Genomic DNA, 25,968 nt, shown 5'->3' with positions numbered 1-25,968 from the left:
ACGTGTGCTCTTCCGATCTTTTCGGGAAGCGTGCGCCCATGAGGTATTCCATGGCTTCGGGGTCGATGGTGCCCGAGGCGACGAAGAATTCGAGGCCTGCGACCATGGGGTGGTAGGCGAGGTGGTGGGGCAGGTCATCGCCGGGTGCGTAGAGGTAGCGTTCGGCGGGGACGGCGTGGTCGATTTGGGCCAGTCCTTCGCCGTGCAGGGTGGAGAGGATGGCGTGGTCGAGGATGACGCCTCCGGGCAGGGTGGTCCAGATGTGGTAGCTGCCGAGGGTATCTTCGCCGTTCCGGTGTTTGAGCATGTGCCGGAAGTCGTCGATGGTGGCGGGCAGGAGCATGCGGCCGTCCACGGAGACGTTGCCCATGGTGATGACGGCGTTGGGGATGTGGAATTTCTTGGCGAGCATGTGGAACATGCCGAAGTTGACCGAGAGGACCTGGGCTGCGCGCAGGGGGAAGGGGATGTGCCCGGTTTCCTCCAGGGCGTTGAGGACGGCGCGGTCGATGGGAAAGAGGGTGTCGGGCTGGGTGACGTCGCCGATGTCCCATTGCCGGGTGCGGCTCAGGGCCGCCTGGAATTCCTTGAGGTAGCTCATGGGGGCGGGGGTTATCACGTCGCGGGGGCGGAGGCAATACGGACGGGCCGTCCCCCTCCCGTTGAGGGGGGGCGGCCCAAGTCCGCGTTGCAATGGTGTTAGAAGAGGGCGCTCCAGAGCATCCGGGTGGCCACCAGGAAGAGCAGGATGGCGAAGATGCGCTTGAGCTTGGCCACGGGCAGGGAGTGGGCGAGCTTGGCCCCGTAGGGGGCGGTGAGCACGCTCATGACGATGATGCCCAGGAAGGCCGGGAGGTAGACATAGCCGATGTGCGGGCCGGGGATGCCCTCCACGCCGATGCCGTGGACGATGTAGCCCGCGGTGCCCGCCAGGGCGATGGGCAGGCCCACGGCCGCGGCGGTGCCGATGGCGGTGTGCATGGTCTGGTTGCACCAGGAGAGGAAGGGCACGGTCAGGGTGCCGCCGCCGATGCCGACCAGGGCGGAGAAGACGCCGATGCCGGTGCCCGCGCCGATCATGCCGGGCGAGCCGGGCAGGTCGCGGGACCCTTCGGTCTTCTTGCCGGTCAGCATTTTGGTGGCCACGTAGTAGAGGAAGAGGCCGAAGACGATTTTGAGGACCATGGTGGACAGGATCGAGGCGAGCCAGGCGCCGAGGTAGGTGCCGAGGATGATGCCGGGAGCGAGCCTCCAGAAGGCCTTGTAGTTGATGGCGCCGCGTTTGTGGTGGGCGCGCATGGACGAGATGGACGTGAAGATGATGGTGGCCATGGACGTGCCGAGCGCTATGTGCTGGATGTGCACGTCCGGGAAGTGCTGCATCTCGAAGGCGATGTTGAGCATGGGGACGATGACCAGGCCGCCGCCGATGCCGAGCAGCCCGGCCAGCACGCCTGCGAAGGCGCCGAGGCACATGTAGAGGAGATAGGTGGTGATCATGTTCGTTTCCTGCCCGCCGCGAAAGGCGGGCGGTTTTTTTGTTAGAAGACGACGCGTCCGGTGATGTCGGCGATGGAGCCGCAGCCGGTCAGGACCATGGCGCCCTTGAGCTGGCCCTTGATGGTCCCGAGGTAGGTGGAGACGCCCGTGCGCAGCCCTCCCACGGCGGCCACGGAGATGGGGCGGCCGATGAGCACTGCGTCCGCGCCCAGGGCGATGAGCTTGAGCACGTCGGTGCCGGTGCGCACGCCGCCGTCCACCAGGATGGCGGTCTCGCCCTTGGCCTCGGCGGCCACGGCGGGCAGGACCTCGGCTGTGCCGGGGGTGTGGTCGAGAACTCGGCCGCCGTGGTTGGAGACCACGATGCCGTCGGCTCCGGCCTCCACGGCCAGGCGCGCCTCGTCCGGGGTCATGACGCCCTTGAGGATGAACCTGGCGTTCCAGGAATGAACCTTGGCGATGAGGGCCTTGAGTTCGGCGACCGGCTTGGGCGCGACGGGACGGCCCATCTGCTTGAGGGTGATGAGCCCGGCGGCGTCCACGTCCATGCCGAAGCATGTGCAGCCGGTGGCCCGGGCCTTTTCGAGCTTTTCATCAAGCTCGGCCCCTTCCCAGGGCTTGATGAAGGGGATGCCGCGTCCGTCCGCGTCGGCGATGGCCTTGAAGCCCGCCTCGTGGATGAACGGGGGCACGCCGTCGCCGGTGCAGCCGATGACGCCGCTGTCCTTGCAGCCGCCGACCACGGCGTCGGTGTATTCCTCCTCGCTGATCTTGCCGCCCATGTTGAAGGACACGCCGCCGATGGGCGCGGCCATGACCGGCATGTCCAGGTCGAGGCCCAGGACGTTGGTGGAGGTGTCGGGTTCGGAATTGCCGTGCAGCAGGCGCATGTTCAGCTTCACGGCCGCCAGGGCGGTGACGTTGTTCTGGAACGAGGCGGCCGTGCCCAGGCCGCCCATGCCGGGCACCTCGCCCGCGCATGCCCTGCCGTCGCAAACCTTGCACACGCGGCAGAATCCCTGCATCAGTTTCCGAGCGTTGTCGCGAATGTCCTTCACTGTGATCTCCTTATCCCTTCTTGTTGAAGACGATGGTTGAAACTTCTTCCAAATGTTCGCGCATGGCCTTTTCCGCCTGGAGCACATGCCCGTGCTTCACGGCCTGGACGATGGCCCTGTGGGCGGCCAGCGACGCCTGCTGCCGGGTGGGCGACTGGAGCCCGGCCGAACGGCTCTCGTAGAGTTCGTCGTGCAGGACCCGGACCATGGCCCGCATGACGGAGTTGCCCGAAGCCTCGGCCAGGGTGGCGTGCAGCTCCAGGTCGTGTCGGCTGGTGCTCTCGCCTTTGGCCACGCTTCGTTCCTGGTCGGCCAGGATGGCCTCCATCCGGGTGATGTCGCCGGGCGAGGCGTTGCGCGCCGCCATGCCCGCGATTTCCGGCTCCACGATCTTGCGGATCTCGAAGATTTCCCGTAACTCCGGTTGCCCGCGCAGGATGGCTCCGGCGAAGGTGGCGGCGAAATCCCTGGAGTCCGCCTGGCTGATGAAGGTCCCGGCCCCCTGTCGGCTTTCCACCAGCCCCTGTTCGGCCAGGGAGCGGATGGCTTCGCGCACCGTGTTGCGCGAGACCGAGAACAACTCCGCCAGCCGCCGCTCGGGCGGCAGCTTGTCGCCCACGGCCAGTTCGCCGCGGTCGATCATGTCGCGAATCTGGGCCACGATGTCCTCGTAGACGGATTTTCGGTTGACCGGTTTTATTTCCATTGTCTGCCTCGCTGCGATTGGTTGGACCAATTGACCTGTTAGACCAATCACCCCCAGTGGTCAAGAGGTAATCGCGGGGTGGAAACCGGCGAGGCCCACTTGCGTTTTGCAAAAATTCCCGGCCCGGTGTAGACCAGCCCTATACATTCGGAACAAAAGTGACGATGACATACAAGCAGAGACTGAAAAGCGAAGGCTACGCGCGCTATCGCGGCGCGGTGGACGCCTCGGTGTACGAATATTTCAATTGCGACTGCTCCTGGAAGGCCGAGTGGTACCTGAAGGACGGGCACTACCGGTGCTGCGGGTGCAAGGAGAAGTGTGAGACGCGGGAGCCCGACGGGTTCCAGCTATTCCTCGACCTGAACTAGACGGTGGCGACATGCGAAGCATAGCGAGTCTCATTCTCGGCCTGGCGGCCCTGGTCCTCCTGGCGCAGCCGGCCCCGGCCTCGGACTACATGGACATGGACATCTGCCTGGGCAGGCAGATCGTGGCCCGCGTGCTGTGCAAGCGGCCCGAAAACGTGGACTACGTGGCAAGGGTCCGGGACAACGTCTATCTGTTCACGGTGTTCTACGCCAACCGCAAGGCCCGCTTCTTCGTGGGCGTGTACAAGGACATGATCCGGGTGCAGGGCAAGGACTACCAGACCGCAACCCGCAGCATTCCGTATCATTTCGACAGCGTGTCCAAGTGCGCGGTGGTGGATTATTCCGTGCCCGACTGCCCGAGCTCGGAGCGCATCGTCTGCTGTTCGGAGAAGACCGTGGACGAGAAGATGGACGAGAAGTTCTGGGATCGTCCCATTCCCGAGTTGCTGGAAGAAGACCTGCGCAACGCGCTGGAGGCGGGCAACGCCACCGCGCCCGCCGGGCCGAAGCAGTAGTCCCGGTCAGATTTTCCTGAGCCAGGCCACCAGCCCGATGATTCCCACGGCGGGGTAGAGGGGCCACCAGACCTCCTTCCAGGCGCAAGCCGAGGCCACCGCCGCGAGCACGATCACGTAGGCCCAGGCCTCGACCATGCGGCCGAGGGGGAGCCTCGGGTTGCCCGCGTCGTCGCGGCGGAGAAGGGGGTCGGATGGACGGTCGAGTCCCGCCTGGCTCCCCGCCATGAGCGACGACTGGAGTTTCCGTCCGCACCGCTCGCAGAACCGGCTCGCATCGTCATTTTTTTTCCCGCATCGCGTACAGGTGATCACGTCGTTTTTATTGCCTTTTCCTTTTGCCCGGTCAAGGAAGTCCTTCCGATGGGGTTGACGGGGTGGCGATTCTATGGAAAACACGCCCTGATAATCATTACTCAGATGAGGTCCACCCCCAGATGCAAAAGACCATCCACCTGTACATCAAGCAGACGGAGGCCGTTGACCAGGAGGTCCGCACCACCATCGGCTGCATGTTCCCGGACTTCGATTTTTCCATGTATGCAAAGGTGCTCCGTGAGATCGAGCTCCTTTTTTCCGGGAAAAAGCCGGGATTCGAGGCGTGCGACACGCCCTATCACGACTGGTCGCACACCTTGGGCGTCCTGTTGGCCACGGCCCGGTTGCTGCACGGGGTGCACATGGGGCGGCAGCCCCTTTCGGAGCGCACCGTCTCCCTGTGCTTGTGCGCCGCCCTGTTCCACGACGCGGGCTACATCCGCCGCAGCGACGAGCCGGGGCCGGGCGCCCGGTTCACCGCCAGCCACGTCCAGCGCGGCATCGACCTGTTCGAAGACTATGCGCGGACCGGCGATTTCAGCATGGGCGACTTCATGGACCTGGAATGCATGATCCTGTGCACGGACCCGGCACTGTCGCCGGACACCATCGTCTTTTCCAACCTGGAGACCATGCTGGCGGGCCATGTGCTCGGCACGGCGGACATCCTGGCCCAGATGTCGGACGACATCTACCTGGAGAAGCTGCCGCTGCTCTTCCTGGAGTTCTCCGAGGCGGGCATCACGGAGTTCTCCAGCGAGTACGACCTGTTCATGAAGACTCTGGGCTTCTACTCCTTCATGCGCTCCAAGATGCGCAACCGGCTCTCCAACGTGGCGGCCTCCATGGCCGTCCACTTCCGCGAGCGCCACGGCGTGGGCCGGGATTTATACGCCGAGGCCGTGGACCGGAACATGGAATACCTGGCCGATCTGCTGCAAGAGTATGGCGAACAGTACGCCACGGGGCTGCGGCGCAGGCTCGACCGCCAGGGCCACCCCATCGTCCTCGCGGCCTAGCCGGTCCTCTCCCCGGGCGGGAGAGGGCAACCTCCCGCCGCAAAACAGGGTTTTGCAATGCGTCGGAACTTGGCGTAAGGTGTGGGCCGACCTTCCACCACAGACAAGGACCACGACCCGATGACCCAGTCCGTACCGGCTCCCAGCGGGCCTAAACTCGACCGGGAGCAGCGATTCGCCGCCTACCAGCGGAAGCTGCGCTCCCTCAAGGAGCGGTCCTCCCTGCGAGAGGTCATGGAACGCGAGCTGCTGCTGGAGTTCATCAACGTCAACCACGGCAACATCAACGAATTCCCCCTGCTCAAGGCGCAGCAGAAGACCGTGGTCGACCTGCTCTGCGGCCGCACCGGCCATCCCGGCTACGAATACATCCACAAGCAGATCGGCGGCTTCATCGTCCTGCTGGCCCACTACGAAAAGGCGGCCCGGGTGGGCGACAAGGCGCGGACCGAGGAGCTCCTGTCCGGCCTGACCAACGTCGAGACCCTGCTGCTCAAGTGCGTGCAGGGCATCGTCTTCGCCATGGCGCTCATCACGGACAACTTCGAGGAGATCGTCCTGCGCTACCTGGGCCAGAACGCCCTCAAGGAGTACAGCGCCCTTATCGAGAAGCTGCCGCTGGACCAACGCTTCTGGAAGGCCATGGTGGAGCAGTTCTTCACCAACCGGGTCAAGGAGGCGCACCGGGAAATCCTGGACGGCGGCAAGTTCGACATCTCCAAGGAGCGGAACTTCCTGGTCATCCGCTTCCTGTTCGACGACATCCTGGCCAAGCTCAACCCGACCACCCAGAACATCGAGAAGACGCGCATCCAGAAGGCCTACGTGGCCAGCCGCACGGAGTTCGACAACCGCCGCCGGGCCAAGTTCGTCCAGACCCTGCTCCAGAAGGGGCTCGGCTCCCTGGCCGGGGCGGACGCCATCGCGCCCAAGGAGTTCCAGCAGGCGGCGCGCATCACCTGCATCGACCCGGTGGCCGAGACCTTCGAGAGCCGGTACCAGGAGCGGATGCTTGAGGCGCGGGCCCACAAGGCGGACCCCGCCGCCATGGATCGGCGTGACCCCGAGGAGGCGGAGAAGGAGAACGCCCGGTTCAAGTTCCTCATGGACCAGGTGGTGGCCCTGGGCGTGGGCGCGGCCATCGCCATCGGCATGACCAGCGACCATCTCTATCGGGCGCTGGAGGAGTTCGTGCCCGACCAGATCGCCAACATCGCGCCCCTGGCCAGGGATTTCAGCCTCCCCACCCTGGAGATGCTGCTCTTCTTCCTCATGGAGAACCAGACCATCCAGATCCTCAAGGAGGCCGGGCGCGAGGAGGGCGGCAAGATTCAGGTGCGCAGCGGCCGGGCCCGGCGCGTAGCCGAGGCGGCCGTGGACGCCCTGCCGCACATGACCCGCATCCGCAAGAAGCAGCTCTTCGGCAACGACACCACCCGCGAAGGCACGCTGCTCTTCAAGCCCAAGACCGCCAAGCAGTTGGCCGGGACTCTGAACATGCTCAGCCTGGAGCCGGAGCTGCAGAAGGGGGTCACCGCGCTGTGGAAGGAGGCCATCTTCCGGGTGGACATCATGGTCCTCATCAACCTGGAGCTGGTGGCCCGGTCCACCACCAACCTGACCGCGCGCATTGCCGAGATTCTGGCCAAGTACGGCGTGGCCAAGGGCCGGAAGGCCGAAGCCGGGCCCCCGTCGGCCGCGTCCGCCCAGCCCGCTCCGGAACCCGCGTCCGCCCCGTCCCGGGCGAAGGACGCCCCGGCAGAGTCCTGACGCGTCGGAATTTCGCCGAAAAGAAGCCCCGCGTCCGGTTGGACGCGGGGCTTCTTGGTTTCCTTTCGGTCGGCCGGTCAGCGGCGGAAGACGATGGTCTTGTTGCCGTCCACGATGACCCGGTCCTCCAGGTGCCACTTCACGGCCCGGGCCAGGACGTGGCGTTCTATGTCGCCGCCCAGCCGCTTCAGATCATCCACGGTGTGGCTGTGGGTGACGCGGATGACGTCCTGCTCGATGATCGGGCCCTCGTCCAGTTGCGCGGTGACGTAGTGGGCAGTGGCGCCGATGAGCTTGACGCCGCGCTCGTAGGCCCGGCGGTAGGGATCGGCCCCGACGAAGGCGGGCAGGAAGGAGTGATGGATGTTGATGATCCGGTTGGGGAAGCGGGAGACGAAATCCGAGGTCAGGATCTGCATGTAGCGGGCGAGGACGATGAGGTCGGAATTGCCCTCCATGAGCTCGAACATGCGGTCCTCGGCGTGGACCTTGTCGCGCAGGGACGGCCCCACGGGCACATGGTGGAAGGGTACGCCGAAGTGCTCCACGTCGGCGCGCAGGTCAGGGTGGTTGGAGATGACCATGGACACCTCGGTCTCCAGGTCGCCGCGCTTCGAGCGCCAGAGCAGCTCCATCAGGGCGTGGTCCACCTTGGAGCAGAGGACGACCATCTTCTTGGGCACCCAGACCGGGTTGAGGCTCCAGTCCATGACGAAGCCGTTGGTCACCTCGTCGGTGAACTCCCGGCGCAGCCCCTCCAGGCCCGCCATGTCCAGGCCGGGCAGGTAGAACTCGTTGCGCATGAAGAAGCGGCCGCCCTCGGGATCGGTGGAGTGCTGGTCGGAGTGGATGATGTTGGCGTTCTTGCGGTGCAGGAAGCCGGAGACGGCGGCCACGATGCCGGGCTGGTCCGGGCAGGTGATGAGCAGCCGGACGGTGCTTTCCTTGGAATTGGTCATGATTTGTCTTGCCTGTCTGAAGGGAAAAAGGTTCGCCGGGCGGGGAGTTGCCCGTCCGGCGCAGCCAAGGGCTGTACCGCAAATCGCGGCCGAACAAAAGCCTTTTTCCTCCCGCCCCGCCGCGCAAGCCCGTTGCGCACGGGCACGGTTTCCTATAGGGTCTTTTGCCACACCGAACGGGTGTCGATAAGGAGAACGAATGTCGGAAGCCGCTCTGAAAAAAGTAATGGACCACGCCAGCGCCGGGCTGGCCGCGCGCAAGGCGTTTTTCGACGCCAAGGGGCCGCTGATCGTGGAGATAGCCCGGACCATGGCCGTGTGCCTGGCCAGCGGCGGCAAGGTCATGTTCTGCGGCAATGGCGGCAGCGCGGCGGACAGCCAGCACCTGGCCGCGGAGTTCACCAACCGGTTCAAGCTTGAGCGGCCGCCGCTGCCCGGCCTGGCCCTGACCACCGACACCTCGGCCCTGACCGCCATCGGCAACGACTACAGCTTCGAGGAAGTGTTCTCCAAGCAGCTTCAGGCCCTGGGTCGTCCAGGCGACATCCTGCTCGGGCTGTCCACCTCGGGCGCCAGCGCCAACGTCATCCGGGCCATGCGCGAGGCGCGCCGGGCCGACATCGTCACCGTGGGCTTCTCCGGCCAGACCGGCGGCGAGATGGCCACCGTGTCCGACTTCCTGGTCACCGTGCCCTCGTCCGACACCCCGGTCATCCAGGAAATCCACATCGCGGCCGGGCACATGCTCTGCCACCTGGTGGACCATTTCCTGTTCGAGGCCGTGTCCGAACTGACCCCCTTCCTGCCGCAGGACGCGTAGCGGCGGGAAGCGACACCACGCCCCGTCCGGCCCGGGCCGGGAGGGGCGTTTCCCTTGCCAGCCGCCGCACCTTCCTCTCACGGGCTTGACCCCTGGGCGGGAAATGGTATGGAGGGGCGCGCCCGGCGCGAATTTCGTTTCGGAGGAACCCGTGACCGACCAACCATCAACCCTGAAGCAACTGCTGGAAGGCTCGGTGGCCGCCCATGCCGACCGCGTGGCCCTGAGCTTCGTGGGCGGCCAGCCCATCACCTACGCCCGTTTTCTGGAAATGGTCCGCGACGTGGCCACCCTCATGTGCGGGCACGGCGTCCGGCCGGGCGACAAGGTGGCCATCATCGGCGAGAACATGCCCCACTGGGCGGTGACCTATTTCGCCGTCACCTCCATGGGGGCCATCGCAGTGCCCATCCTGCAGGAATTCCACGCCAGCGCCGTGCTCCACATCCTGCGCCACTCCGAGGCCAAGCTGGCCGTGGCCTCCAACCGCTACATGGAGAAGGTCGAGGGCGAGGGGCTGCCCCACCTGAAGACCGTCATGGTCATGGACGACTTCTCCATCGTCAACGAGGACGCGCCCAAGACCAGCTTCGACGAAGCCCTTGAGGCCGCTCGCGAGCGGTTCGAGCACTTCAGCGAGTCGGCCAAGAAGCTCATCGACAGCAAGGTGGGGCGGGCCCTGGACGAACTGAACGACCGCTTCGGCCAGACCATCAGCGGCAAGCTGGACAAGCTGGGCGAGTCCATGGGCGAGCGGATCGACAAGCTGAGCGGGTCCATGGGCGAGCGGCTCGACAAGCTGAGCGAGTCCATGGGCGAACGGTTCGACAGGCTGAGCAGCCGCTTCGCCAAGCCGGACGGGAAGAAGGAAAAGGAATTTCAGCTCACTTCGGACAGCGTCGCCGTGATCCTCTACACCTCGGGCACCACGGGCCATTCCAAGGGCGTGGTCCTGACCCACGGCAACCTGGTCTCCAACGCGGTATCGGGCGTGCGCACCATCCCGGTCTTAGCCACCGACCGCTTCCTGTCCGTGCTCCCCATGTCCCACACCTACGAGTGCACCGTGGGGCTCATCATTCCGATCATGTGCGGCTCGTCCGTCTCTTTCCTGCAAAAGCCGCCCACGCCCAAGAGCCTGCTGCCCGCCATGGAGCGGGTCAGGCCCACGGTCATGAACGTGGTGCCGCTCATCATCGAGAAAATTTACAAGAAGCGCATCAAGCCCAAGCTGGACGCCAAAGGCATCGTCGGCGCGGTGCTCAAGCTGGGCCCGGCCCGGCGCAAGGCGTCGCGCATCGCCGGCAGGAAGCTCATGGAGGCCTTTGGCGGCGAGATACGCTGCCTGTGCATCGGCGGGGCGGCCATCTCGCCCGAGGTGGAGTCCTTCCTGGCCGATTCCGGCGTGCCCTACGCCATCGGCTACGGCATGACCGAAGCGGCGCCGCTGCTCGCCGGGGTCAGCCAGGACCGCCAGCGGTTCCGGGCCATCGGCCCGCCCGTGCCCGGCGTGGAGCTGATGATCGCCGACCCCGACCCGGCGACGGGCGAAGGCGAGATTCTGGCCAAGGGGCCGAACATCATGCGCGAATACTACAAGGCGCCCAAGGACACGGAGGCGACCTTCACCGAGGACGGCTGGCTTCGCACCGGCGATCTCGGCGTGTTCGACGACGACGGCTTCCTCTACATCAAGGGGAGGCTCAAGAACGTCATCATCGGTCCCAGCGGGGAGAACATCTATCCCGAGGAGATCGAGTCCATCATCAACGAGCACGCCTACGTGGGAGAATCCCTGGTCTACGAGGCCGAGGGCCAGGTCTGCGCCCGCATCCATCTCAACTACGACGCCCTGGACGAGGCCTTCGGGGTCAACGGAATGATCGAGTCCGACGTGCGCAAGAAGGTCGAGGCCGTGCTGGAGGAGGTGCGCAAGGAAGTCAACGCCAAGGTCTCCTCCTTCGCCAGGGTGGCCCGCGTGCGCGAGCAGGTTGAGCCCTTCGACAAGACGCCCACCCACAAGATCAAGCGATTCGTCTATCTGGACAATTAGTCCGGCGGACAGAGGAAAAAACAGAGGCGCGCTCCGGGGAGCGCGCCTTTTTCGTTACTTCTTCACGTCGGCCGCTATGCGCATGCGCAGGATCTTGTCCGGCGGGTAGGGCACCTGGCCCGACTGGCCCGCGCCCTTCTTGATCTTGTCCACGAACTGCATGCCGCTGACGACGCGGCCCCAGACCGTGTACTTGCCGTCCAGGAACGGGGCGGCGTCGAAGCAGATGAAGAACTGGCTGTCCGCGCTGTCCGGGTCCTGGGCGCGGGCCATGCCGCAGGTGCCGCGCTTGAAGGGCACGTTGCTGAACTCGGCCGGGATGTTCTTGCCCGAGCCGCCGCGTCCGGTGCCCTCGGGGTCGCCGCCCTGGGCCATGAAGCCGGGGATGACGCGGTGGAAGTAGAGGCCGTCGTAGAAGCCCGTCCGCACCAGTTCCTTGATGCGGGCCACATGCTTCGGCGCGACTTCGGGCAGCAGCATGATGGCGACCTGCCCGTCCTTGAGGTCCATGAGCAGAATGTTGTCCAGGTCGGCCGCCCGGCTCGGCAGGGCGGTGAGCACGAGCACGGCCAGGGTGGCGAGCAGGGTCTTGAGCAGCGATTTCATGGGGTGTCCTATGGTTGTTTGAGGAGTTTGCGCGGCCCGTCCTGGGCCACGTCGTTGAGGAGCCGCAGGTGCAGCGGCAGGCATTTGCTCAGGCAGTATCGGTCCAGCACGGTCCGGCGCGCGTTTTGCCGCAGCCCGGCCAGCCTGTCCTGGTGCTTGAGGGCGTAGATGACGCTCCCGGCGATCTTCCGCGGGTCGTGGAAGTCGGTCAGCAGGCCGTTCTCCTTGTGGACCAGAACCTCGCGGACGGGGTCGGTGTTGGAGCCGACCAGCAGGCAGCCGCAGGACATGGCCTCCAGGAAGGACCAGGAGAGGACGAAGGGCCAGGTCAGGTAGACGTGGACAGAGGAGGCGAGGAGCACCTCCTTGTATTTGCCGTAGGGCAGCGCGCCGCAGAAATGGACGCGCTTCTCGTCCACCTTGGTCCGTTCGACGGCCTGCTGCTTGTAGCTCTGCCCGTCCGGCAGCTTCTGGCTGTAGCAGACGCGGTCGTCGCCCACGATGAGGACGTGGCAGTCCGGCCGCTCGGCCAGGATGGCGGGCAGGGCGTCGTAGAACTGGGGGAAGCCCCGGTAGGGCTCCAGCCCGCGTGAGCAGTAGGTGACCAGCTCCTTGGCCCCGGTCAGGTCCACGCCCGGGATGTCGAGCTTGTCCAGGGGCGGGAGCCCCTCGCCGTACGGGGCGAAATAGCGGGTGTTGATGCCGTCGTGGGCCTGGACGATCTTGGACTGGAACTCCACCGGGAACTGGGAGCGCTGCCAGTTGGTGGGCGAGAGGCCCGCCCGGCAGGAGACCAGGTCGTGCAGGATGGCGGTGTTGCGCAGGCGGAGCAGGGAGTTGTCGAATTCGCTCTTCTCCCGTTTGTCGAAGGTCGCCTCGCGTCCCCTGGCGTTGTAGTACCACTCGAAGTAGCCGATGAACGGCGTGTCCGGGTAGACCTCCTGCAGAAACAGGGTCTGGCCCCAGCCGGAGTGGCCGAGGATGACGTCGGGCACGAACCCCTTCTTCTTGAGGGCGACGAGGGCCCGGAGCAGACCGACGCCGTGGCGGGTGGCCTCGTCGAAGGTGCGGCCGGGGCCGTAGTCGTTCTCGCTCCGCTGGCCGTCCGGGGTGAAGATCAGCTTGTCCACGCCGGGAATGACCCATTCCTTGCGCGGGTTCTTGGTGGCGAAGACCACCTTGTTGCCGGGCGAGCGGCCGAGATATTCGCAGACGTGGCGAAACTGGGCGGGGAAGTTGTTGTGGGTGACGAGCAGTCGCATGGCGGTTCCGTGCAGCGGGCTGACCGGCGGCTCACTGGCCCGCCGGAGTTGTTCGATACCCGGATTTGATAACCGCCGCCGACGGATTGCGCAACCGTTACGAGGACGAAGCCCGGTCCGGGGCAGGCTTGCCCGCCTTCTTGTGCAGGCAGCGCTTGATGTAGTCCTGGAGTTCCGCCCGGTCCAGGGGCTTGGCCATGAAGAGGGTGGCGCCCAGCTTGAGCAGTTCGGATATCTCGCCGAGGCCCACCACCGCCGACATGATGATGATCGGGAAATTCGTGAACTGCTGGTCGCCCCGCAGGGTCTGGATGAGCTGCTGGCCGTCCATCTCGGGCATCATGATGTCCGTGATGAGCAGGTCGAAGTCGTTGCAGGCGGTCAGGGCCTCGTAGGCGTGCTTGCCGTGCGGGCTGACAAATGCCGTGTGACCCAGTTCCTCCACGATCTTGGAGGCCAGTTTCTGCGATATCCGGTCATCTTCGGCAATGAGTATCTTGGCCATCGGCGTTCCCTTCCGTTGCGGGTGGAGTTCTGTGCGGTGACGTCCCGGCGGCGGCGGAGCGGCGGGGGCATCGACGGATGCCTATACTCCTACCATGGAGACGGGAGGACTGGCACTTATAATTTGCGGAAGGGGGGAGGGGCGTGCCCGCCCGGAAGGGCGGGCACGAAAATTAGGAATCGTGAGGCGTTACATTTTTTCAACGCGCATGGCGTCGCCGAAATCACAGGTCAGCCTGTAGTTGCCCTGCGCGGTCTCGACCACGAACTCGTTGCCGGGGAACAGGGTGCAGGCGGGCTCGAACCCGTCGTTGACCATGATGTTCTTGGCTTCGCCGTTGGACTCGAACCGGACGGTGGTGCCGTCGGCCAGGGTGACCATTTCGCCGTGATGAACGTCTACCGGAAGATCGGCTTCAGTGAACTGGGACATGTTTTTTCCTCCTGCTAATCGTGTGACAAGAATCCCCCATGCGTCCTCCCTTACACCTTCGAGAAAAAAAATGATAGCCAAATCAGGGGACAAACCCGCTTTGCCGGGGTGGTGGAGCGGGCCCAAGTCGTGTATGGAAATCCGAGGAGACGCGCCGATGAACGGGACCATCCTCATCGTCGAGAACGACGACGCCATACGCGCCCTGGTGGGCGACATCCTGGCCAACCGTGGCTACCTGACCCTGACCGCGTCCAGCGTGGCCGAGGGCGTGGCCCGCGCGCGGGAGGCGTCGCCTGAACTGGTCTTCGCCGCTCCGGAGCTGGCGGACGGAACGGCCTCGGACCTGATGCGCCGCCTGGACCGGGGCGGGGCCCGGGCGCTCCTGCTGCTCGTCGTGGCGGCCGGGCTGGACGACCCCGGCCGGGCCGTGCGCGCCATGGACGCCTTCTCCTACCTTACCGTGCCGGTGGACCGCCGCCGGCTGGAATTTCTCGTCACCCAGGGGCTGGCCCTGCGGCCCCGGCTGATCGGGCCGGGCGGCCCGGCGTGCGCCGACCGGGCGGACAACCCGGCCGGCGCGGACGACGGCCGCCTGGACGCCGTGCTGGAGGCCGGGGAGGACGTCCTGCTCCTGCTCGACGCGCAGGGCGTGGTCATCCGAGCCAACCGCGCCGCCGCCCGCCTGTTCGGCCTCGCTCAGGAGACCCTGGCTGGCCGTCTTTACGCCGAGCTCTTCCCGGAGTCGTCGGGCGAGGTCCGCGCCCAGGTGGAGGCCGTGCGCGCGGAGGGGAAGGCCCGGCGCATGGAGCTCTCGCCGGGCGGCGTCCCCTGCGAGGCGGCGGTCAGCCCGGTCACCGCCGAAGGGCGGCTGTCCGGCCTGGTCGCGTCCCTGCGCGACGTCTCGGCCCGGCGGCGGATCGAGACGGACCTGGCCGAGAGCGAGAAGCGCTACCGCAGCATCCACCAGGCGGCCAGCGCGGCCATCCTCATGATCGACCGCAACGACGGCTCCATCCTGGACTGCAACGACTCTGCCCGGCGGCTCTACGGCTATTCGCCCGAGGAGATGCTGCGGCTTAACGTGGCCGACCTTTCCGACGAGCCGGACCGGGCCATGGCGGCCCTGCGCGCCGGGCTGGAGCGGCGTCCTCTGGCCCATCACCGGCGCAGGAACGGCCAGGTTTTCCCCGTCGAGGTTTCCATGGGCCACTACCGGCACGAGGGCCGGGAGGTGTGCACCGCCATCATCCAGGACCTCTCCCATCGCAAGGCGGTGGAGGAGGCCCTGCGCGAGGGCGCGCGGCTCTACCGGGCCGTGGTCGAGGACCAGACCGAGCTGATCTGCCGCTATACCCCGGAGGGGGAGCTGACCTTCGTCAACAGCGCCTACGCGCGGTTTTTCGGCGTGGACGAGGACGAGGTCCTGGGTCGAAAGTCCTTTCCCAAGCTGGCCGAGGACGAGCGGAGGGACGTGCGGGCCTGGCTCAAGATAGCCGGGGCGGACCGGCCGGTCTTCGACCGGGAGCAGCGCGTCCGCCGGGGCGACGGCCGGGAACGCTGGATTCTCTGGACCCACCGGGCCATCCTGGACCCGCGCGGCGACTTGCTGGAAATCCAGGCCGTGGGCCGCGACATCACCGAGCGGCGCGATGCCGAGCAGGCCCTGCTGCGCGCCACGGCGGAAAAGGAGCGCTACCGGCTCAACCTCGAAGCCACCTTCCGCTCCATCCCGGACGCCATCCTCACCGTGGACAGCAAGTGCCGGATCATCGCCACCAACAGCGCGGCCGGGAGCCTGCTCGGCGTGGACCAGGGGGAGGACGACCGCAAGCCCCTGGAGGACCTGCTCTCCGCCAGGGGCAACAACCCCTGCGTCAGCGTGGTCAAGCAGGTCCTGCGGACGCACAAGTCCGTGCACGGCTACGAGACCGAACTGGACGTGCCCGCCGTGGGCGTGCGCATGGTGGAGCTGAACTGCACGCCGCTCATCGACCAGGAGCAGCGGCACACCGGCGCGGTCCTGGTGGTGCGCGACGTCTCCCGCATCGTGGACCTGGAGAAGCGGCTGCACGAACGCCACGGCTTCCGTGGCATCATCGGCCGCAGCACGGCCATGCAGGAGATATACAAGCTGCTGGAGCAGCTTTCCTCCCTGGATTCCATCGTGCTCATCCTCGGCGAGTCCGGCACCGGCAAGGAGCTGGTGGCCGACGCCCTTCATTACGGCGGATCAAGGGGGGGCAACCCCCTGGTCAAGGTCAACTGCTCGGCCCTGTCCGAGAGCCTGCTGGAGAGCGAACTCTTCGGCCACGTGCGCGGCGCGTTCACCGGCGCTGTGCGCGACAAGGTCGGGCGCATCCAGGCGGCCCAGGGCGGCACCCTGTTCCTGGACGAGATCGGCGACATTTCCCCGCTCCTCCAGCTCAAGCTCCTGCGCTTCCTGGAGCAGAAGGAGTACGAGCGGGTGGGCGAGTCCCAGACCCGCACGGCCGACGTGCGGATCATCGCGGCCACCAACGTGAATCTGTTGGAAGCCGTCCGGGCGGGCACCTTCCGCGAGGACCTCTACTACCGGCTCAACGTCATGCCGGTCCGACTGCCGCCCCTGCGCGACCGCCAGGCCGACATCCCCCTGCTGGCGGAGCACTTTCTGGAACTGTTCTCGAACCAGTTCAACAAGCGGCTCTCCCGTCTGTCGGATGAGGTCATGGACCTGTTCATGGCCTACCCCTGGCCGGGCAACATCCGCGAGCTGCGCCACATCCTGGAGCACGCCTGCATCCTTTCGCCGGGCGGGGAAATCGTCCTGCGCCACGTCCGGGCCGATCTCGTGGAGCAGATGCGCACCTGCCGGGCCGAGCCCCGTCCCGCGGCCCCGCCCGCGGCTCCGGGCCCAGCCCAGGCGCGGCGGACGGACCGGGAGGCCGTGGTCGAGGTCCTGGAGCGTTGCGCGGGCAACAAGGCCCGCGCGGCCCGAATGCTCGGCATCCACCGGGCGACCCTCTACCGCAAGCTGGCCGCCTGGGGCATGGACTGACCTGACGCGGAACCCTCCGCCATTGCGGAAAATTATAATCGTTCTAATGCAGCAAAATGATGCATCGGCCGTCCGCAGTTGCTAGGGTGACCCATGCGCGATGAATCATGGCACGCTGGCCGGGGCACGGTCCCTGGCTTCGGGGGAGAAGGCATGCTGAAGGTGCTGGAGCCGCAGGCGTTCGAGGTGGAGCTGCAAAGCGACGATGTCCCGTTGCTCGTGGCCTTCCTCAAACGCAACGAGCGATTCCGGGGCCAGTACAGCGCCCTGGACGAGGCGTCGGTCCGCTTTGGGGCTCGGCTGCGTTGTTTTCTCTACGATACCGACTACCTGGACATGGAGCTCAACCGGTTCCAGGTCAAGGGAACGCCCACCTTTCTGCTTTTCTCGGACGGCCGCGAGGTGGACCGCCTCATCGGCGAGTCCGACCGCGAGACCTTGGAGGACTTCATCCGCGACGCCCTCGACCGGAAGTGATTCCGGCCCATCCCGACCGATTTTCACGACAAGCGGCGCGGGACGCCTCCGGTCATCGGAGGCGTCCCCGATGGTCATGCCGTCCGCGGCACGCCTCATGGACGACCGAGCCGCGTCGTCGGCGATAGGGCGTCGTGGCCTTCGCGTCCCGGACCTCCGACGCAGGCAAGGCGCCTCGCCGGAAAAGACGTAGTGTTCAGTCGAACGGCCGGGTCGGCCCCCTGGGCCGGCTCGGCGTCGCCGATGAGCCTGCTCCCGACGTTGCTGCCGACCTCGGTGACGATTCCCTCGTCCTTGTAGACCGGCGCGCCTTCGGTAGTTGTCGTTGAGATGCACCGTTAACGGCCCGGACGGAGCCCGAATGGGAGATGCCGCCGCCAATCTGCATCCTCAGTGTGGCGCCAGACATGTCTGAACCTTCTGCAAATTGGTGAAACGATCATCTGTCGCAATTTAGAAATAGACCCTCCTTGACAAATGGCGAGATGATGCATTGGGAAATAACGTTCGCAGCGTCATGTTAAAATTGCCTGTGAAAACAGCTTCAATGCATGATAGATTCCATACCAGTATGGTATGAAATAGTAAAACCGTGTTCTGGAGCACTTTTTCGGACGGTATACGTCCGTTCCGGGGGTGCCTGACCGGCTTCGGCAGGCATTTTTTGTTGGTATAGTTGATGATTGGGCTTGACTTTATTTGTGTGGACTGTGCACAACAGATCGTATTGTTTGGCTGCGAGCCTGTCCGGGCTTCGGGGTGGAGAACGCGTGAGAGATCTCGACCACGGCCCGGGAAACCGACGGGCAACTGGCTGAAAACAATGCGGAATTGAGGCCACGAACGCTGGTAGGAAAGGAGCGCCTCCCTGTCGGATGACGACCAGGGGGGTGCGTGTTCGCTCCCAGATGATTCAGAAAACGGGAACGGAAGCCGTTGTTCATGGAACGGAAGCCGTTCGGCAGACGGCCCGCGCCAGCGGGTGCATGGACCGCGGTCTTCGCGGCGTCAAAACAACAGGGGGTGCTATGGGAATATCGAAATGGGATTGGGAGACCGGCCAGAAAACGGTCGTTGAATCCCTCTCCCCGATCGAAGGACATGGATGGCAGGAGGAGCCGTACGTTTCGCCCGACGGCGAAACCGTGGCCGCTATCGTCCAGGTTGATGAAGGCGTGTTTTCCGTACGGACCAACGACACGGTCTGGGAAAACACCTTCGACAAGATCTGGGGACTCAAATTTTCGCCTGACGGCCGGCTGACCGCTATCTGTCAGCAGGACATGGAGTGGGTGCTGGTCGTGGACGGCGAGCCGATGGGCGAGACCACCGACTACATCTGGGAAACCAAGTTCAGCGAGGACGGCTCCGTCATCGCCACCATGTACAAGGGCATGGAGCGATACGGCGTCTGCGTCGACGGCGAACCGTGGGAAGAACTCTTCGAGAACGTCAACCAGTACACCCTCTCCGCCGACGGCGCGCACGCCGCGGGCGTGGCGCAGGTGCAGAGCCTGGGCCAGGCGGACATCGAAGGATTCAAGAAGGGCATCTACACCGTGGTCGTTGACGGCGTGCGGTGGCCGAACAAATACCTCAACGTCTGGGGGCCGGCCTTCGACGCCACCGGCGAGCACGTGGCAGCCCAGGTGCGCCCCTCCGTGCACGCCTACACCATCGCCGTGGACGACAAGCCCTGGGCCGCCACCTACGGCCAGGTCTGGGAGCCCATCTTCCATCCCAAGGACGGCTCCGTGGTCGCCCCGGTCCGCGTGGCGGGCAAGTGGGGCGTGGCCAAGGACGGCAACATCCTCTGGGAACCGCGCTACGCCCAGTGCCTCTACCTGCAGTACGGCAAGCCGGGCAACAAGCTTTGGGCCGTGGTCGCTCCCTCCTACGGCGAGTTCACCGTGGCCTGCGACAACGCGGCCTGGGACGTGACCTTCCCGGTCGTCACCGACCTGGTGGTCAGCCCCGACGGCACCCGGGCCGCCGCCATCGGCAACGAGGACAACACCAACTTCCGGATCGTGGTCGACGGCAAGGCCTGGGACGGCGTCTACGACATGGCCTGGCCCGCCACCTTCTGTCCCGGCGGCAAGAACGTCGCCGCCATGGTCGAGAAGGACGGCAAGCGGATCATCCTGGTCAACGGCAAGCCCTTCGAGCGTTCCTTCGACATGGCCTGGCCCCCGATCTTCAGCGAGGACGGCGCCAAGGTGCTCATCCGGGCCATCGAAAACAACAGCTACGTCCGCATCGTCGCCGACGTGGCCCGGTTCTAGGAGGTCGCGCCATGACTGAATTCTACGTTTTCGTCAGCGGCCCCCTGGCCTGGATCGCCTGGGGTTTCTTCATCATCGGCTCCATCTACCGGCTGGTGTCCATGTACGCCCTGGCCAAGGCCAAGGACGGTTCGTCGCTCGCGTACATGAGCCTGCCCTACAGCCTGCGCTCCATCCTCAACTGGCTCATTCCCTTCAACACCATGGGGTGGAAGTCCGACCCGCTGATGACGGTCGCGACCTTCCTCTTCCACATCGGCTTCCTGCTGGTGGCCGTGTTCCTCGGCGCCCACGCGGTGCTTTGGGACACCGCGTTCGGGATTTCCATCCCGAGCCTGCCCGGCGGGTTCGGCGACGCCGTGAGCTTCGTGGTCATCGCCGCCTGCGCGGTCTTCGCCTACCGCCGCCTTGCGCTGCCCCACGTCAAGGGCGTCACCCGTCCCAAGGACTGGTTCTCCCTGATCCTGGTGGCCCTGCCGTTCGTCACCGGCGTGCTCGCCTACCATCAGGTGGGCCCTGTCCTGCTGATGACCACGCTGCACGTACTGGCGGGAGAACTCCTGCTCGCCCTGATTCCGTTCACCCGGCTCAGCCACGCGCTGTTCGCCCTGCTCACCAGGTCCTACATGGGTTCGGAATTCGGCGCGGTGCGTCACGCCAAGGACTGGTAGCCCCATCTAAAACAGAAAGCGAGGATAAGAATAATGAGTCGGATAGCTGACAGAAAAGTTGCTGATCCCGGCCTTGCGAACGGGGTGGCCAGCCTTACTCCCGAGAAGATCGAGAAGGTGGTCAACCAGGTTCTCAAGGGTGAGACCGGGGCCAAGCTCAAAGTATATCAGGAGACGTGCATGCGTTGCGGCCTCTGTTCGCAGGGCTGTCACTTCTACATGTCCCATGATTTCGACCCCAGTTACTCTCCGGTCAACAAGGCCACGGAGACCATGTACGAGCTGATGAACAAGAAGGGAAAGGTCACTCCCGATCAGATTTATCTGATGGCGCAGATGGCCTTCACCGAATGCAACCTCTGCAAGCGGTGCGCCCACTACTGTCCCATCGGCATCGACACCGGGTACATCATGTCCATGGTGCGCCGCATCTGCTACATGCTGGACGTCGTCCCGCAGTACATTCGCGACACCTCCCACTCCCACGCCTCGACCATGAACCAGATGTGGGTCAAGGACGACGAGTGGATCGACTCCCTCCAGTGGCAGGAGGACGAGGCCCGGGACGAGTTCCCCGACCTGCGCATCCCCCTCGACAAGGAAGGGGCCGACGTCTACTACTCGGTCATCGCCCCGGAACCCAAGTTCCGGACCCAGCTCATCTACCAGGCCGCGGCCATCATGCACGCGGCGGGCGTGGACTACACCATGCCCTCCGAGCCCGGCTGGGACAACTCGGACATGTGCATGTTCGTGGGTGACTACGAAAACATGGGCCGCCTCAAGCGCGCCCACTTCGAGTCCGCGCAGAAGCTCAGGGTCAAGCGCATCGTCATGGGCGAGTGCGGCCACGCCTTCCGTTCGGTCTACGACATGGGCAACCGCTGGCTCGGCTACAAGAACAGCCCGGTGCCCATCGTCCACGCCATCGAGTTCTACTGGGAGCTGATCCAGCAGGGCAAGATCAAGATCACGCACAAGTACGAGAAGCCGGTCACCATCCAGGACCCGTGCAACGTCATGCGCGGGCGCGGTCTCATGGACAAGCTGCGCGAGGTCGTCCACTTCCTGTGCGAGGAAGTGGTGGAAATGATCCCCAACCGCGAACACAACTACTGCTGCTGCGCGGGCGGCGGCGTCATCAACTGCGGGCCGCCGTTCAAGAACACCCGCATGGAAGGCAACCGGATCAAGGCCGAACAGCTCAAGGCCACCGGCGTGCACGACGTGGTCATCCCGTGTCACAACTGCCACGGCGGCCTGGAAGACATCATCGGCTACTATGATCTCGGGATGCACGGAAAGTTCATCGGCGACATCATTTACGAGCTGATGGAAAAACCGGAACTCTAGGAGGAGGACGCCATGCACAGGAAGAACATCGTCAAGCTCGCGGCCTCCATGCTGACCATCCTCGCGTTGGTCGCCTTTTACATGGTTCCGGTCGCCATGTCGCAGGACGACATGACCCAGGTCCCCGCCGACGCCTTCGGCACCCTTGAGCGCCCCCGGGTGGCATTCGCCCACGACGCGCACAACGAGAAGGCCGGCATCGAGGAATGCGTGGTCTGCCACCATGGCAAGACCGAGGACGGCAAGATGGACAAGGAAAACTCCTCCGAGGGCGATCCCTGCTCCTCCTGCCACGCGGTGAAGCCCACCGACGGGGCCACCCCGCTGATGCGGGCCTACCACCGTCAGTGCATCACCTGCCACGAGGCCAAGGGCGCGGGCCCGGTGGCCTGCGGCCAGTGCCACGCCAAGTAGCTCCCCGGAGCATTATCGTAAAAATGGGCGGCCGCCGGATCTTCCGGCGGCCGCCTTGTTTTTTGGTTCCGGCCGGTCGGTTCTCATTGACTCCACCCAGTCATTCCCCCATCCTGTGACACCGGGAGAACAGCAATGGCCTACATGCAATGGAGCGAAGCGCTATCCATAGGGATCGAGGAGCTGGACCGAGAGCACGAGCGTCTGGTGGACCTGCTCAACGAGGCGTACGCGGTCATCGAGCGGGGCGCTTCGACGGAAGCGGGCCTGTCCCTGCTCGACGGCATGGCGGCCTATGCCGCCACGCACTTCGCCACCGAGGAGAGGCTCATGGAGGCGTTCGAGCATCCCGGCAGGGAAGTCCATCGCCGTCAGCATGAATTTTTCCTGATAAAGGTCAGGACCAAGCGCGCGGCGTTGTCCGCTGACGCCGGAGCCCCCTGGCGGGAGGACCTTTTCCGGTTCCTTTCCGACTGGCTGGCGGCCCATATCCTGGGCGAGGACCGACTGCTGGGGGATTACTTGCGGGGCCGGGGTATGCGCTAGGCTGGCGGCGCGCCGGTTTCGCCGGGAGTGCCCCCGGACACGGCGTCCGGGGCCTTCTGCTTTTCGGATGATGGCGGAGGGGGCGGTGGCTCCCGGCGAGTTCCCAGCCCCCGGCGGTCAAGAAAAAGGGACTCGGGCATAATGCCGAAGTCCCTGTTTTTTCCTGGTGGAGACGAAGAGATTTGAACTCTCGACCCCTGCCTTGCGAAGGCAGTGCTCTCCCAGCTGAGCTACGTCCCCGTGGGTGAAGAGGGAGATAGCCCTTTTTGCTTCCTTCGACAAGTGTTTTCAGCACCCTCGGGTGCAATCCGTGCGATCAGGGCAGAGCCAGGGCGGTCAGCAGCGCCGCCACTCGGGTGGCGTAGGTGTGCTCGCGCAGGATCAGCTCGCGCCAGAGGCTGCGCAGCTCGCGTTTTTCGGGCGATTCCGCGCGATAGCGTTCGAAGAGCGGGCGGATGTCGTCCGGCCGGGCGAAGGCGATGGGGTCGGTCAGCTCCCGCGGAAAAATGTCGAGGCCCGCGTGGGCGTCCGTGAGCAGGAAGCCGCCCGCGCACCAGACGTCGAAGTGGCGCTGGGTCAGGCCGCCGGGGAGCTGCATGCCCGTGACGTTGAGCACGGCCGAGGCTCGGCGGTAGATGGCGGGCAGGTGGGCGTAGTAGTCCACCACCGGGCGCAGGTCCGCGTTTTCGATGTCCCGCCAGCCGTCGTCGCCGAAGATGGTCAGCGGCCCGGCCGCAGCGAGGCAGGCGCGCTTCCAGGCCAACCCGCTGGACTCCGCGCCCGCCGCGATCCGCCGCACCTCGTTGCCGGGCCAGAGCGGGGCGATGCCCAGCCGGTCGCGCCACCAGAAATAATCGCGCCGGACGGTGGTCCCGGCCGGGGCGGCGTCATCGGCCAGGGCCAGGCCAGCGAAGAATTTCTCGCGGTCCGGGAAGGCTGAGCGGCCAACGAAGACCAGCCGGTCCTCCAGGCCGTGACCGTGTTCGGGCAAAGTGCCGTCCGCGAAGAGTTCCGGGCAGGCGGCCAGGGGCAGGTGATGGGCGTGGGCCGCGCCGTTTTCCCGGAGCGGGCCGAGGAAGGTGTGGTCCGTGACGAACAGCGGCAGCTCGCGCCAGTAGGCGGACTTGACCGAGGGCAGCAGGTTGAACGGGTTGTCCACCAGCCAGGCCGCCACCCTGGTCCCGGCCTCGCGCAGCAGGGCGAAGCCCAGGCCGAAGGGGTCGAGCCCCTTGAGGTTCACGGAGAGGAAGAGGTCCGGCGCGCCGTCCCGGAGCAGCCGGGGCAGGGCCTCGCCGGGGTGTTTGCCCAGGGATTCGTGGTCCTGGAAGCGGACGGTCCAGCCCTCGGCCCGGAAGGCCAGTGCCAGCTCGCGGCCAAGGAGGTCCGCCTTTCCCGAGGGCAGCCAGACGGTGCGGCCAAGCGGCTTGCGTCGGCCGCCGACCGCCAGTCGGGCCGTGAGGGGCGCGAAAAAGGAGGGGAAGGCCCGCTGGGCCGGGAGGTAGCGGGCCACGCTGGCCGAGGCCGCGAGGGAGCCCGAGACCGCCTCCGGGTCGAGCCGGGAGAAGCGGGAAGGCACCCGGTCCGCCCAGCCGTCCACCTGGGCGGCGAAGGCCGGGCACTCGACGAATCGGACTTCGTCCGTCGGCGAAAGGTCAAACCATTCCGGCAGGTTCTCCGGCTCCGGGCCGAGACCCAGGAAGACCGTTGGCGTCCCGGCCGCGCGCGGGCGGCCGACCCACTCGAACCGGGCGGGATCGGCGGGCATGGACTTTGACAGGCCCAGTTCGTCGGTTATGGTGGCGTGGCGCGGTCGGTTCACGGCTGTGCTTGGCTTTTTCGGCGGATTCGGCTAGGAATCGCTCCACGCCGATCAGGGAGCGTTCGCCAGATGAAACAATATCAGGACAAATACTTCAAAAGGGCCAAAAAGGAAAACTACGCCGCGCGCTCCGTCTACAAGCTCAAGGAGATGGACCAGCGGTTTTCCCTGTTTGCGCCCGGCCAGACCGTGCTCGACCTGGGCGCGGCCCCCGGCTCCTGGACCCAGTTCGCGGGGGAGCGCGTGGGCCCGTCGGGCCGCGTGCTCGGGGTGGACATCCAGGAGACCCGGCATACCTTCGCGGAAAACATAACCTTTTTGCAGGCCGATGTCTTCTCCGATTCGCCGGAGCTGCTGGCTGCCATGGAGCCGCTCGCGCCCTTCGACCTGGTTATCAGCGACATGGCCCCCAAGACAACCGGGATCAAGTTCGCGGACCAGGCCAACTCCCTTGAGCTGTGCGAACGCGCCTTCGAGGTGGCGCGCAAGCGCCTCAAGAAGGGCGGCCACTTCGTGGTCAAGATTTTCGAGGGCGGCGAGACAAAAGAGTATCGCGAAAGTCTGCGCCCTTGTTTCGACAAAGTGAAGAATTTCAAACCCTACAGTTCCCGATCCGAAAGCAAGGAGATCTTCATCGTCGCGCTTGGCTTTGCGGGGATTGACGGGTAGACTACTCAACCCATTATTTAACGGAACAAAAGAGCGTATTTGAGGAGGCAATATGTCCGGACATAGCAAATGGGCCAACATCCAGCACCGCAAGGGGCGCCAGGACGCCAAGAAGGCGAAGTTCTTCACCAAGGCCGCCAAGGACATCATCCTGGCCGCCAAGGCGGGCGGCGGCAACCCCGAGGACAACGCGGGCCTGCGCCTGGCCATCCAGAAGGCCAAGGCCGTCAACCTGCCCAAGGACAGGATCGACAACGCCATCAAGAAGGGCACCGGCGAGTTGGCGGGCGGCGACATCCTGGAGATCCTCTACGAAGGATACGGTCCGGGCGGCGTGGCCATGCTCGTTGACGTGGCCACCGACAACAAGAACCGCGTTGTGGCCGAAATCCGCCACGCCTTCTCCAAGCATGGCGGCAACCTGGCCGAGAACGGCTCCGTGTCCTACCTCTTCGCCAAGAAGGGCGTCATCACCTTCGACAAGACGAAGTACACCGAGGACCAGCTCATGGAAGTGGGCCTGGAGGCGGGCGCCGAAGACATCGTGGACGACGACGACACCTTCACCGTGCACACCGAGCCCGGCGACTTCATGACCGTGCAGCAGGCCTTTACCGACGCGGGCATGGAGTTCGAGTCCGCCGAGTTCGGCCAGGTGGCGGCGACCCTGGTCCCGGTCGACGTGGCCACGGCGAAAAAGGTCATGAATCTTTTCGACGCCCTGGAAGACAACGACGACGTGCAGAAGGTCTACCTGAACGCCGACTTCCCGGACGAAGCCTTCGAGGACGAGTAGG

The 25,968-nt window shown here is 65.4% G+C and carries 26 protein-coding genes, 1 tRNA gene and 1 pseudogene; 15 read left to right on the top strand and 13 right to left on the bottom strand.

Annotated features, from left to right (window positions below; all coding sequences use genetic code 11):
* The 4 genes from PHP91_RS07175 to PHP91_RS07160 all read right to left on the bottom strand — a co-directional run.
* On the bottom strand, positions 1-601 hold a 601-nt coding region (locus PHP91_RS07175), incomplete at its 3' end, for a hypothetical protein (protein WP_300139001.1).
* Positions 602-699: 98 nt separating this feature from the next.
* A complete protein-coding gene (locus tag PHP91_RS07170; RefSeq protein ID WP_300138998.1) occupies positions 700-1,500 on the bottom strand; it encodes a sulfite exporter TauE/SafE family protein in 801 nt (266 codons plus the stop codon).
* A 41-nt stretch (positions 1,501-1,541) separates the two neighbouring features.
* Positions 1,542-2,558: an alpha-hydroxy-acid oxidizing protein gene (locus PHP91_RS07165; RefSeq protein ID WP_300138995.1), complete on the bottom strand. Its 1,017-nt coding sequence runs from the start codon at positions 2,556-2,558 to the stop codon at positions 1,542-1,544.
* Positions 2,559-2,568: 10 nt separating this feature from the next.
* Entirely contained in the window at positions 2,569-3,264 is a 696-nt protein-coding gene (locus tag PHP91_RS07160) for a FadR/GntR family transcriptional regulator (protein ID WP_300138992.1), read from the bottom strand.
* 164 nt (positions 3,265-3,428) lie between these two features.
* Between PHP91_RS07160 and PHP91_RS07155 the strand changes: the two genes are divergently transcribed.
* Positions 3,429-3,635 (top strand): DNA-binding protein, encoded by a 207-nt coding sequence (locus PHP91_RS07155; protein WP_300138989.1) that lies wholly within the window; start codon positions 3,429-3,431, stop codon positions 3,633-3,635.
* Between the two features lie 11 nt (positions 3,636-3,646).
* Positions 3,647-4,153 carry a hypothetical protein gene (locus PHP91_RS07150; RefSeq protein ID WP_300138986.1) on the top strand — a complete coding sequence of 169 codons (507 nt, stop codon included), beginning with the start codon at positions 3,647-3,649 and terminating at the stop codon, positions 4,151-4,153.
* A 6-nt stretch (positions 4,154-4,159) separates the two neighbouring features.
* Here PHP91_RS07150 and PHP91_RS07145 read toward each other — a convergent pair whose 3' ends face one another.
* Both PHP91_RS07145 and PHP91_RS07140 read right to left on the bottom strand, forming a co-directional pair.
* Positions 4,160-4,381, bottom strand: coding sequence for a hypothetical protein (locus PHP91_RS07145; protein ID WP_300139004.1), 222 nt, complete (start codon positions 4,379-4,381; stop codon positions 4,160-4,162).
* 18 nt (positions 4,382-4,399) lie between these two features.
* Positions 4,400-4,468, bottom strand: a pseudogene (locus tag PHP91_RS07140) (zinc-ribbon domain-containing protein); the annotation flags it as partial.
* A gap of 122 nt (positions 4,469-4,590) precedes the next feature.
* On the opposite strand from PHP91_RS07140, the gene PHP91_RS07135 reads away from it, so the two are divergent.
* Both PHP91_RS07135 and PHP91_RS07130 read left to right on the top strand, forming a co-directional pair.
* A complete protein-coding gene (locus PHP91_RS07135; protein WP_300138983.1) occupies positions 4,591-5,490 on the top strand; it encodes an HD domain-containing protein in 900 nt (299 codons plus the stop codon).
* An 81-nt stretch (positions 5,491-5,571) separates the two neighbouring features.
* Positions 5,572-7,260 carry a hypothetical protein gene (locus PHP91_RS07130; RefSeq protein ID WP_300138980.1) on the top strand — a complete coding sequence of 563 codons (1,689 nt, stop codon included), beginning with the start codon at positions 5,572-5,574 and terminating at the stop codon, positions 7,258-7,260.
* Between the two features lie 77 nt (positions 7,261-7,337).
* Here the strand turns inward: PHP91_RS07130 and purU are convergent, their stop codons facing one another.
* Entirely contained in the window at positions 7,338-8,219 is an 882-nt protein-coding gene (purU, locus tag PHP91_RS07125) for a formyltetrahydrofolate deformylase (protein WP_300138977.1), read from the bottom strand.
* A 199-nt stretch (positions 8,220-8,418) separates the two neighbouring features.
* Here purU and PHP91_RS07120 point away from each other — a divergent pair, with 199 nt between their 5' ends.
* Positions 8,419-9,039 (top strand): D-sedoheptulose 7-phosphate isomerase, encoded by a 621-nt coding sequence (locus PHP91_RS07120; protein WP_300138974.1) that lies wholly within the window; start codon positions 8,419-8,421, stop codon positions 9,037-9,039.
* 151 nt (positions 9,040-9,190) lie between these two features.
* On the top strand, positions 9,191-11,092 hold the full coding sequence (locus tag PHP91_RS07115) for an AMP-binding protein (RefSeq protein ID WP_300138972.1): 1,902 nt from the start codon (positions 9,191-9,193) through the stop codon (positions 11,090-11,092).
* 54 nt (positions 11,093-11,146) lie between these two features.
* Here the strand turns inward: PHP91_RS07115 and PHP91_RS07110 are convergent, their stop codons facing one another.
* From PHP91_RS07110 to PHP91_RS07095, 4 genes are all read right to left on the bottom strand, one after another.
* Positions 11,147-11,698: a peptidylprolyl isomerase gene (locus tag PHP91_RS07110; RefSeq protein ID WP_300138970.1), complete on the bottom strand. Its 552-nt coding sequence runs from the start codon at positions 11,696-11,698 to the stop codon at positions 11,147-11,149.
* 8 nt (positions 11,699-11,706) lie between these two features.
* Positions 11,707-12,960, bottom strand: a complete 1,254-nt coding sequence (locus tag PHP91_RS07105) for a glycosyltransferase (RefSeq protein WP_300138967.1) — start codon at positions 12,958-12,960, stop codon at positions 11,707-11,709.
* 97 nt (positions 12,961-13,057) lie between these two features.
* Complete coding sequence (locus tag PHP91_RS07100; protein WP_300138964.1) at positions 13,058-13,465, bottom strand: response regulator; 408 nt, start codon at positions 13,463-13,465, stop codon at positions 13,058-13,060.
* 189 nt (positions 13,466-13,654) lie between these two features.
* Entirely contained in the window at positions 13,655-13,897 is a 243-nt protein-coding gene (locus tag PHP91_RS07095) for a hypothetical protein (protein WP_300138961.1), read from the bottom strand.
* 157 nt (positions 13,898-14,054) lie between these two features.
* Between PHP91_RS07095 and PHP91_RS07090 the strand changes: the two genes are divergently transcribed.
* From PHP91_RS07090 to PHP91_RS07060, 7 genes are all read left to right on the top strand, one after another.
* Complete coding sequence (locus PHP91_RS07090) at positions 14,055-16,937, top strand: PAS domain S-box protein (RefSeq protein WP_300138958.1); 2,883 nt, start codon at positions 14,055-14,057, stop codon at positions 16,935-16,937.
* A 153-nt stretch (positions 16,938-17,090) separates the two neighbouring features.
* Positions 17,091-17,414, top strand: a complete 324-nt coding sequence (locus PHP91_RS07085) for a thioredoxin family protein (protein WP_300138955.1) — start codon at positions 17,091-17,093, stop codon at positions 17,412-17,414.
* Positions 17,415-18,442: 1,028 nt separating this feature from the next.
* The gene (tmcD, locus tag PHP91_RS07080; protein ID WP_300138953.1) at positions 18,443-19,699 is read left to right on the top strand and encodes an electron transfer complex subunit TmcD; all 1,257 of its coding nucleotides are present in this window, start codon (positions 18,443-18,445) and stop codon (positions 19,697-19,699) included.
* An 11-nt stretch (positions 19,700-19,710) separates the two neighbouring features.
* Positions 19,711-20,370, top strand: coding sequence for a TmcC family electron transfer complex membrane anchor subunit (gene tmcC / locus PHP91_RS07075; RefSeq protein ID WP_300138952.1), 660 nt, complete (start codon positions 19,711-19,713; stop codon positions 20,368-20,370).
* 33 nt (positions 20,371-20,403) lie between these two features.
* A complete protein-coding gene (gene tmcB, locus PHP91_RS07070; protein ID WP_300138949.1) occupies positions 20,404-21,723 on the top strand; it encodes an electron transfer complex ferredoxin TmcB in 1,320 nt (439 codons plus the stop codon).
* 12 nt (positions 21,724-21,735) lie between these two features.
* A complete protein-coding gene (gene tmcA / locus PHP91_RS07065; RefSeq protein ID WP_300138947.1) occupies positions 21,736-22,137 on the top strand; it encodes an acidic tetraheme cytochrome c3 TmcA in 402 nt (133 codons plus the stop codon).
* Between the two features lie 135 nt (positions 22,138-22,272).
* Complete coding sequence (locus tag PHP91_RS07060) at positions 22,273-22,683, top strand: bacteriohemerythrin (protein WP_300138945.1); 411 nt, start codon at positions 22,273-22,275, stop codon at positions 22,681-22,683.
* Between the two features lie 164 nt (positions 22,684-22,847).
* Here PHP91_RS07060 and PHP91_RS07055 read toward each other — a convergent pair.
* Both PHP91_RS07055 and PHP91_RS07050 read right to left on the bottom strand, forming a co-directional pair.
* Positions 22,848-22,923: transfer RNA gene (locus PHP91_RS07055), tRNA-Ala, on the bottom strand.
* Between the two features lie 76 nt (positions 22,924-22,999).
* A complete protein-coding gene (locus PHP91_RS07050; protein WP_300138943.1) occupies positions 23,000-24,502 on the bottom strand; it encodes a DUF3880 domain-containing protein in 1,503 nt (500 codons plus the stop codon).
* Positions 24,503-24,571: 69 nt separating this feature from the next.
* Between PHP91_RS07050 and PHP91_RS07045 the strand changes: the two genes are divergently transcribed.
* The gene (locus tag PHP91_RS07045; protein WP_300138940.1) at positions 24,572-25,171 is read left to right on the top strand and encodes an RlmE family RNA methyltransferase; all 600 of its coding nucleotides are present in this window, start codon (positions 24,572-24,574) and stop codon (positions 25,169-25,171) included.
* A gap of 52 nt (positions 25,172-25,223) precedes the next feature.
* Positions 25,224-25,967, top strand: a complete 744-nt coding sequence (locus PHP91_RS07040) for a YebC/PmpR family DNA-binding transcriptional regulator (RefSeq protein WP_300138937.1) — start codon at positions 25,224-25,226, stop codon at positions 25,965-25,967.
* Position 25,968: the final 1 nt, after the last annotated feature.

The sequence above is a fragment of the Pseudodesulfovibrio sp. genome, from assembly GCF_028692895.1.
GTDB lineage: Bacteria > Desulfobacterota > Desulfovibrionia > Desulfovibrionales > Desulfovibrionaceae > Pseudodesulfovibrio.
The sequence above is the reverse complement of the archived record's forward strand: the minus strand, read 5'-3'. Positions and strand labels throughout refer to the sequence as shown.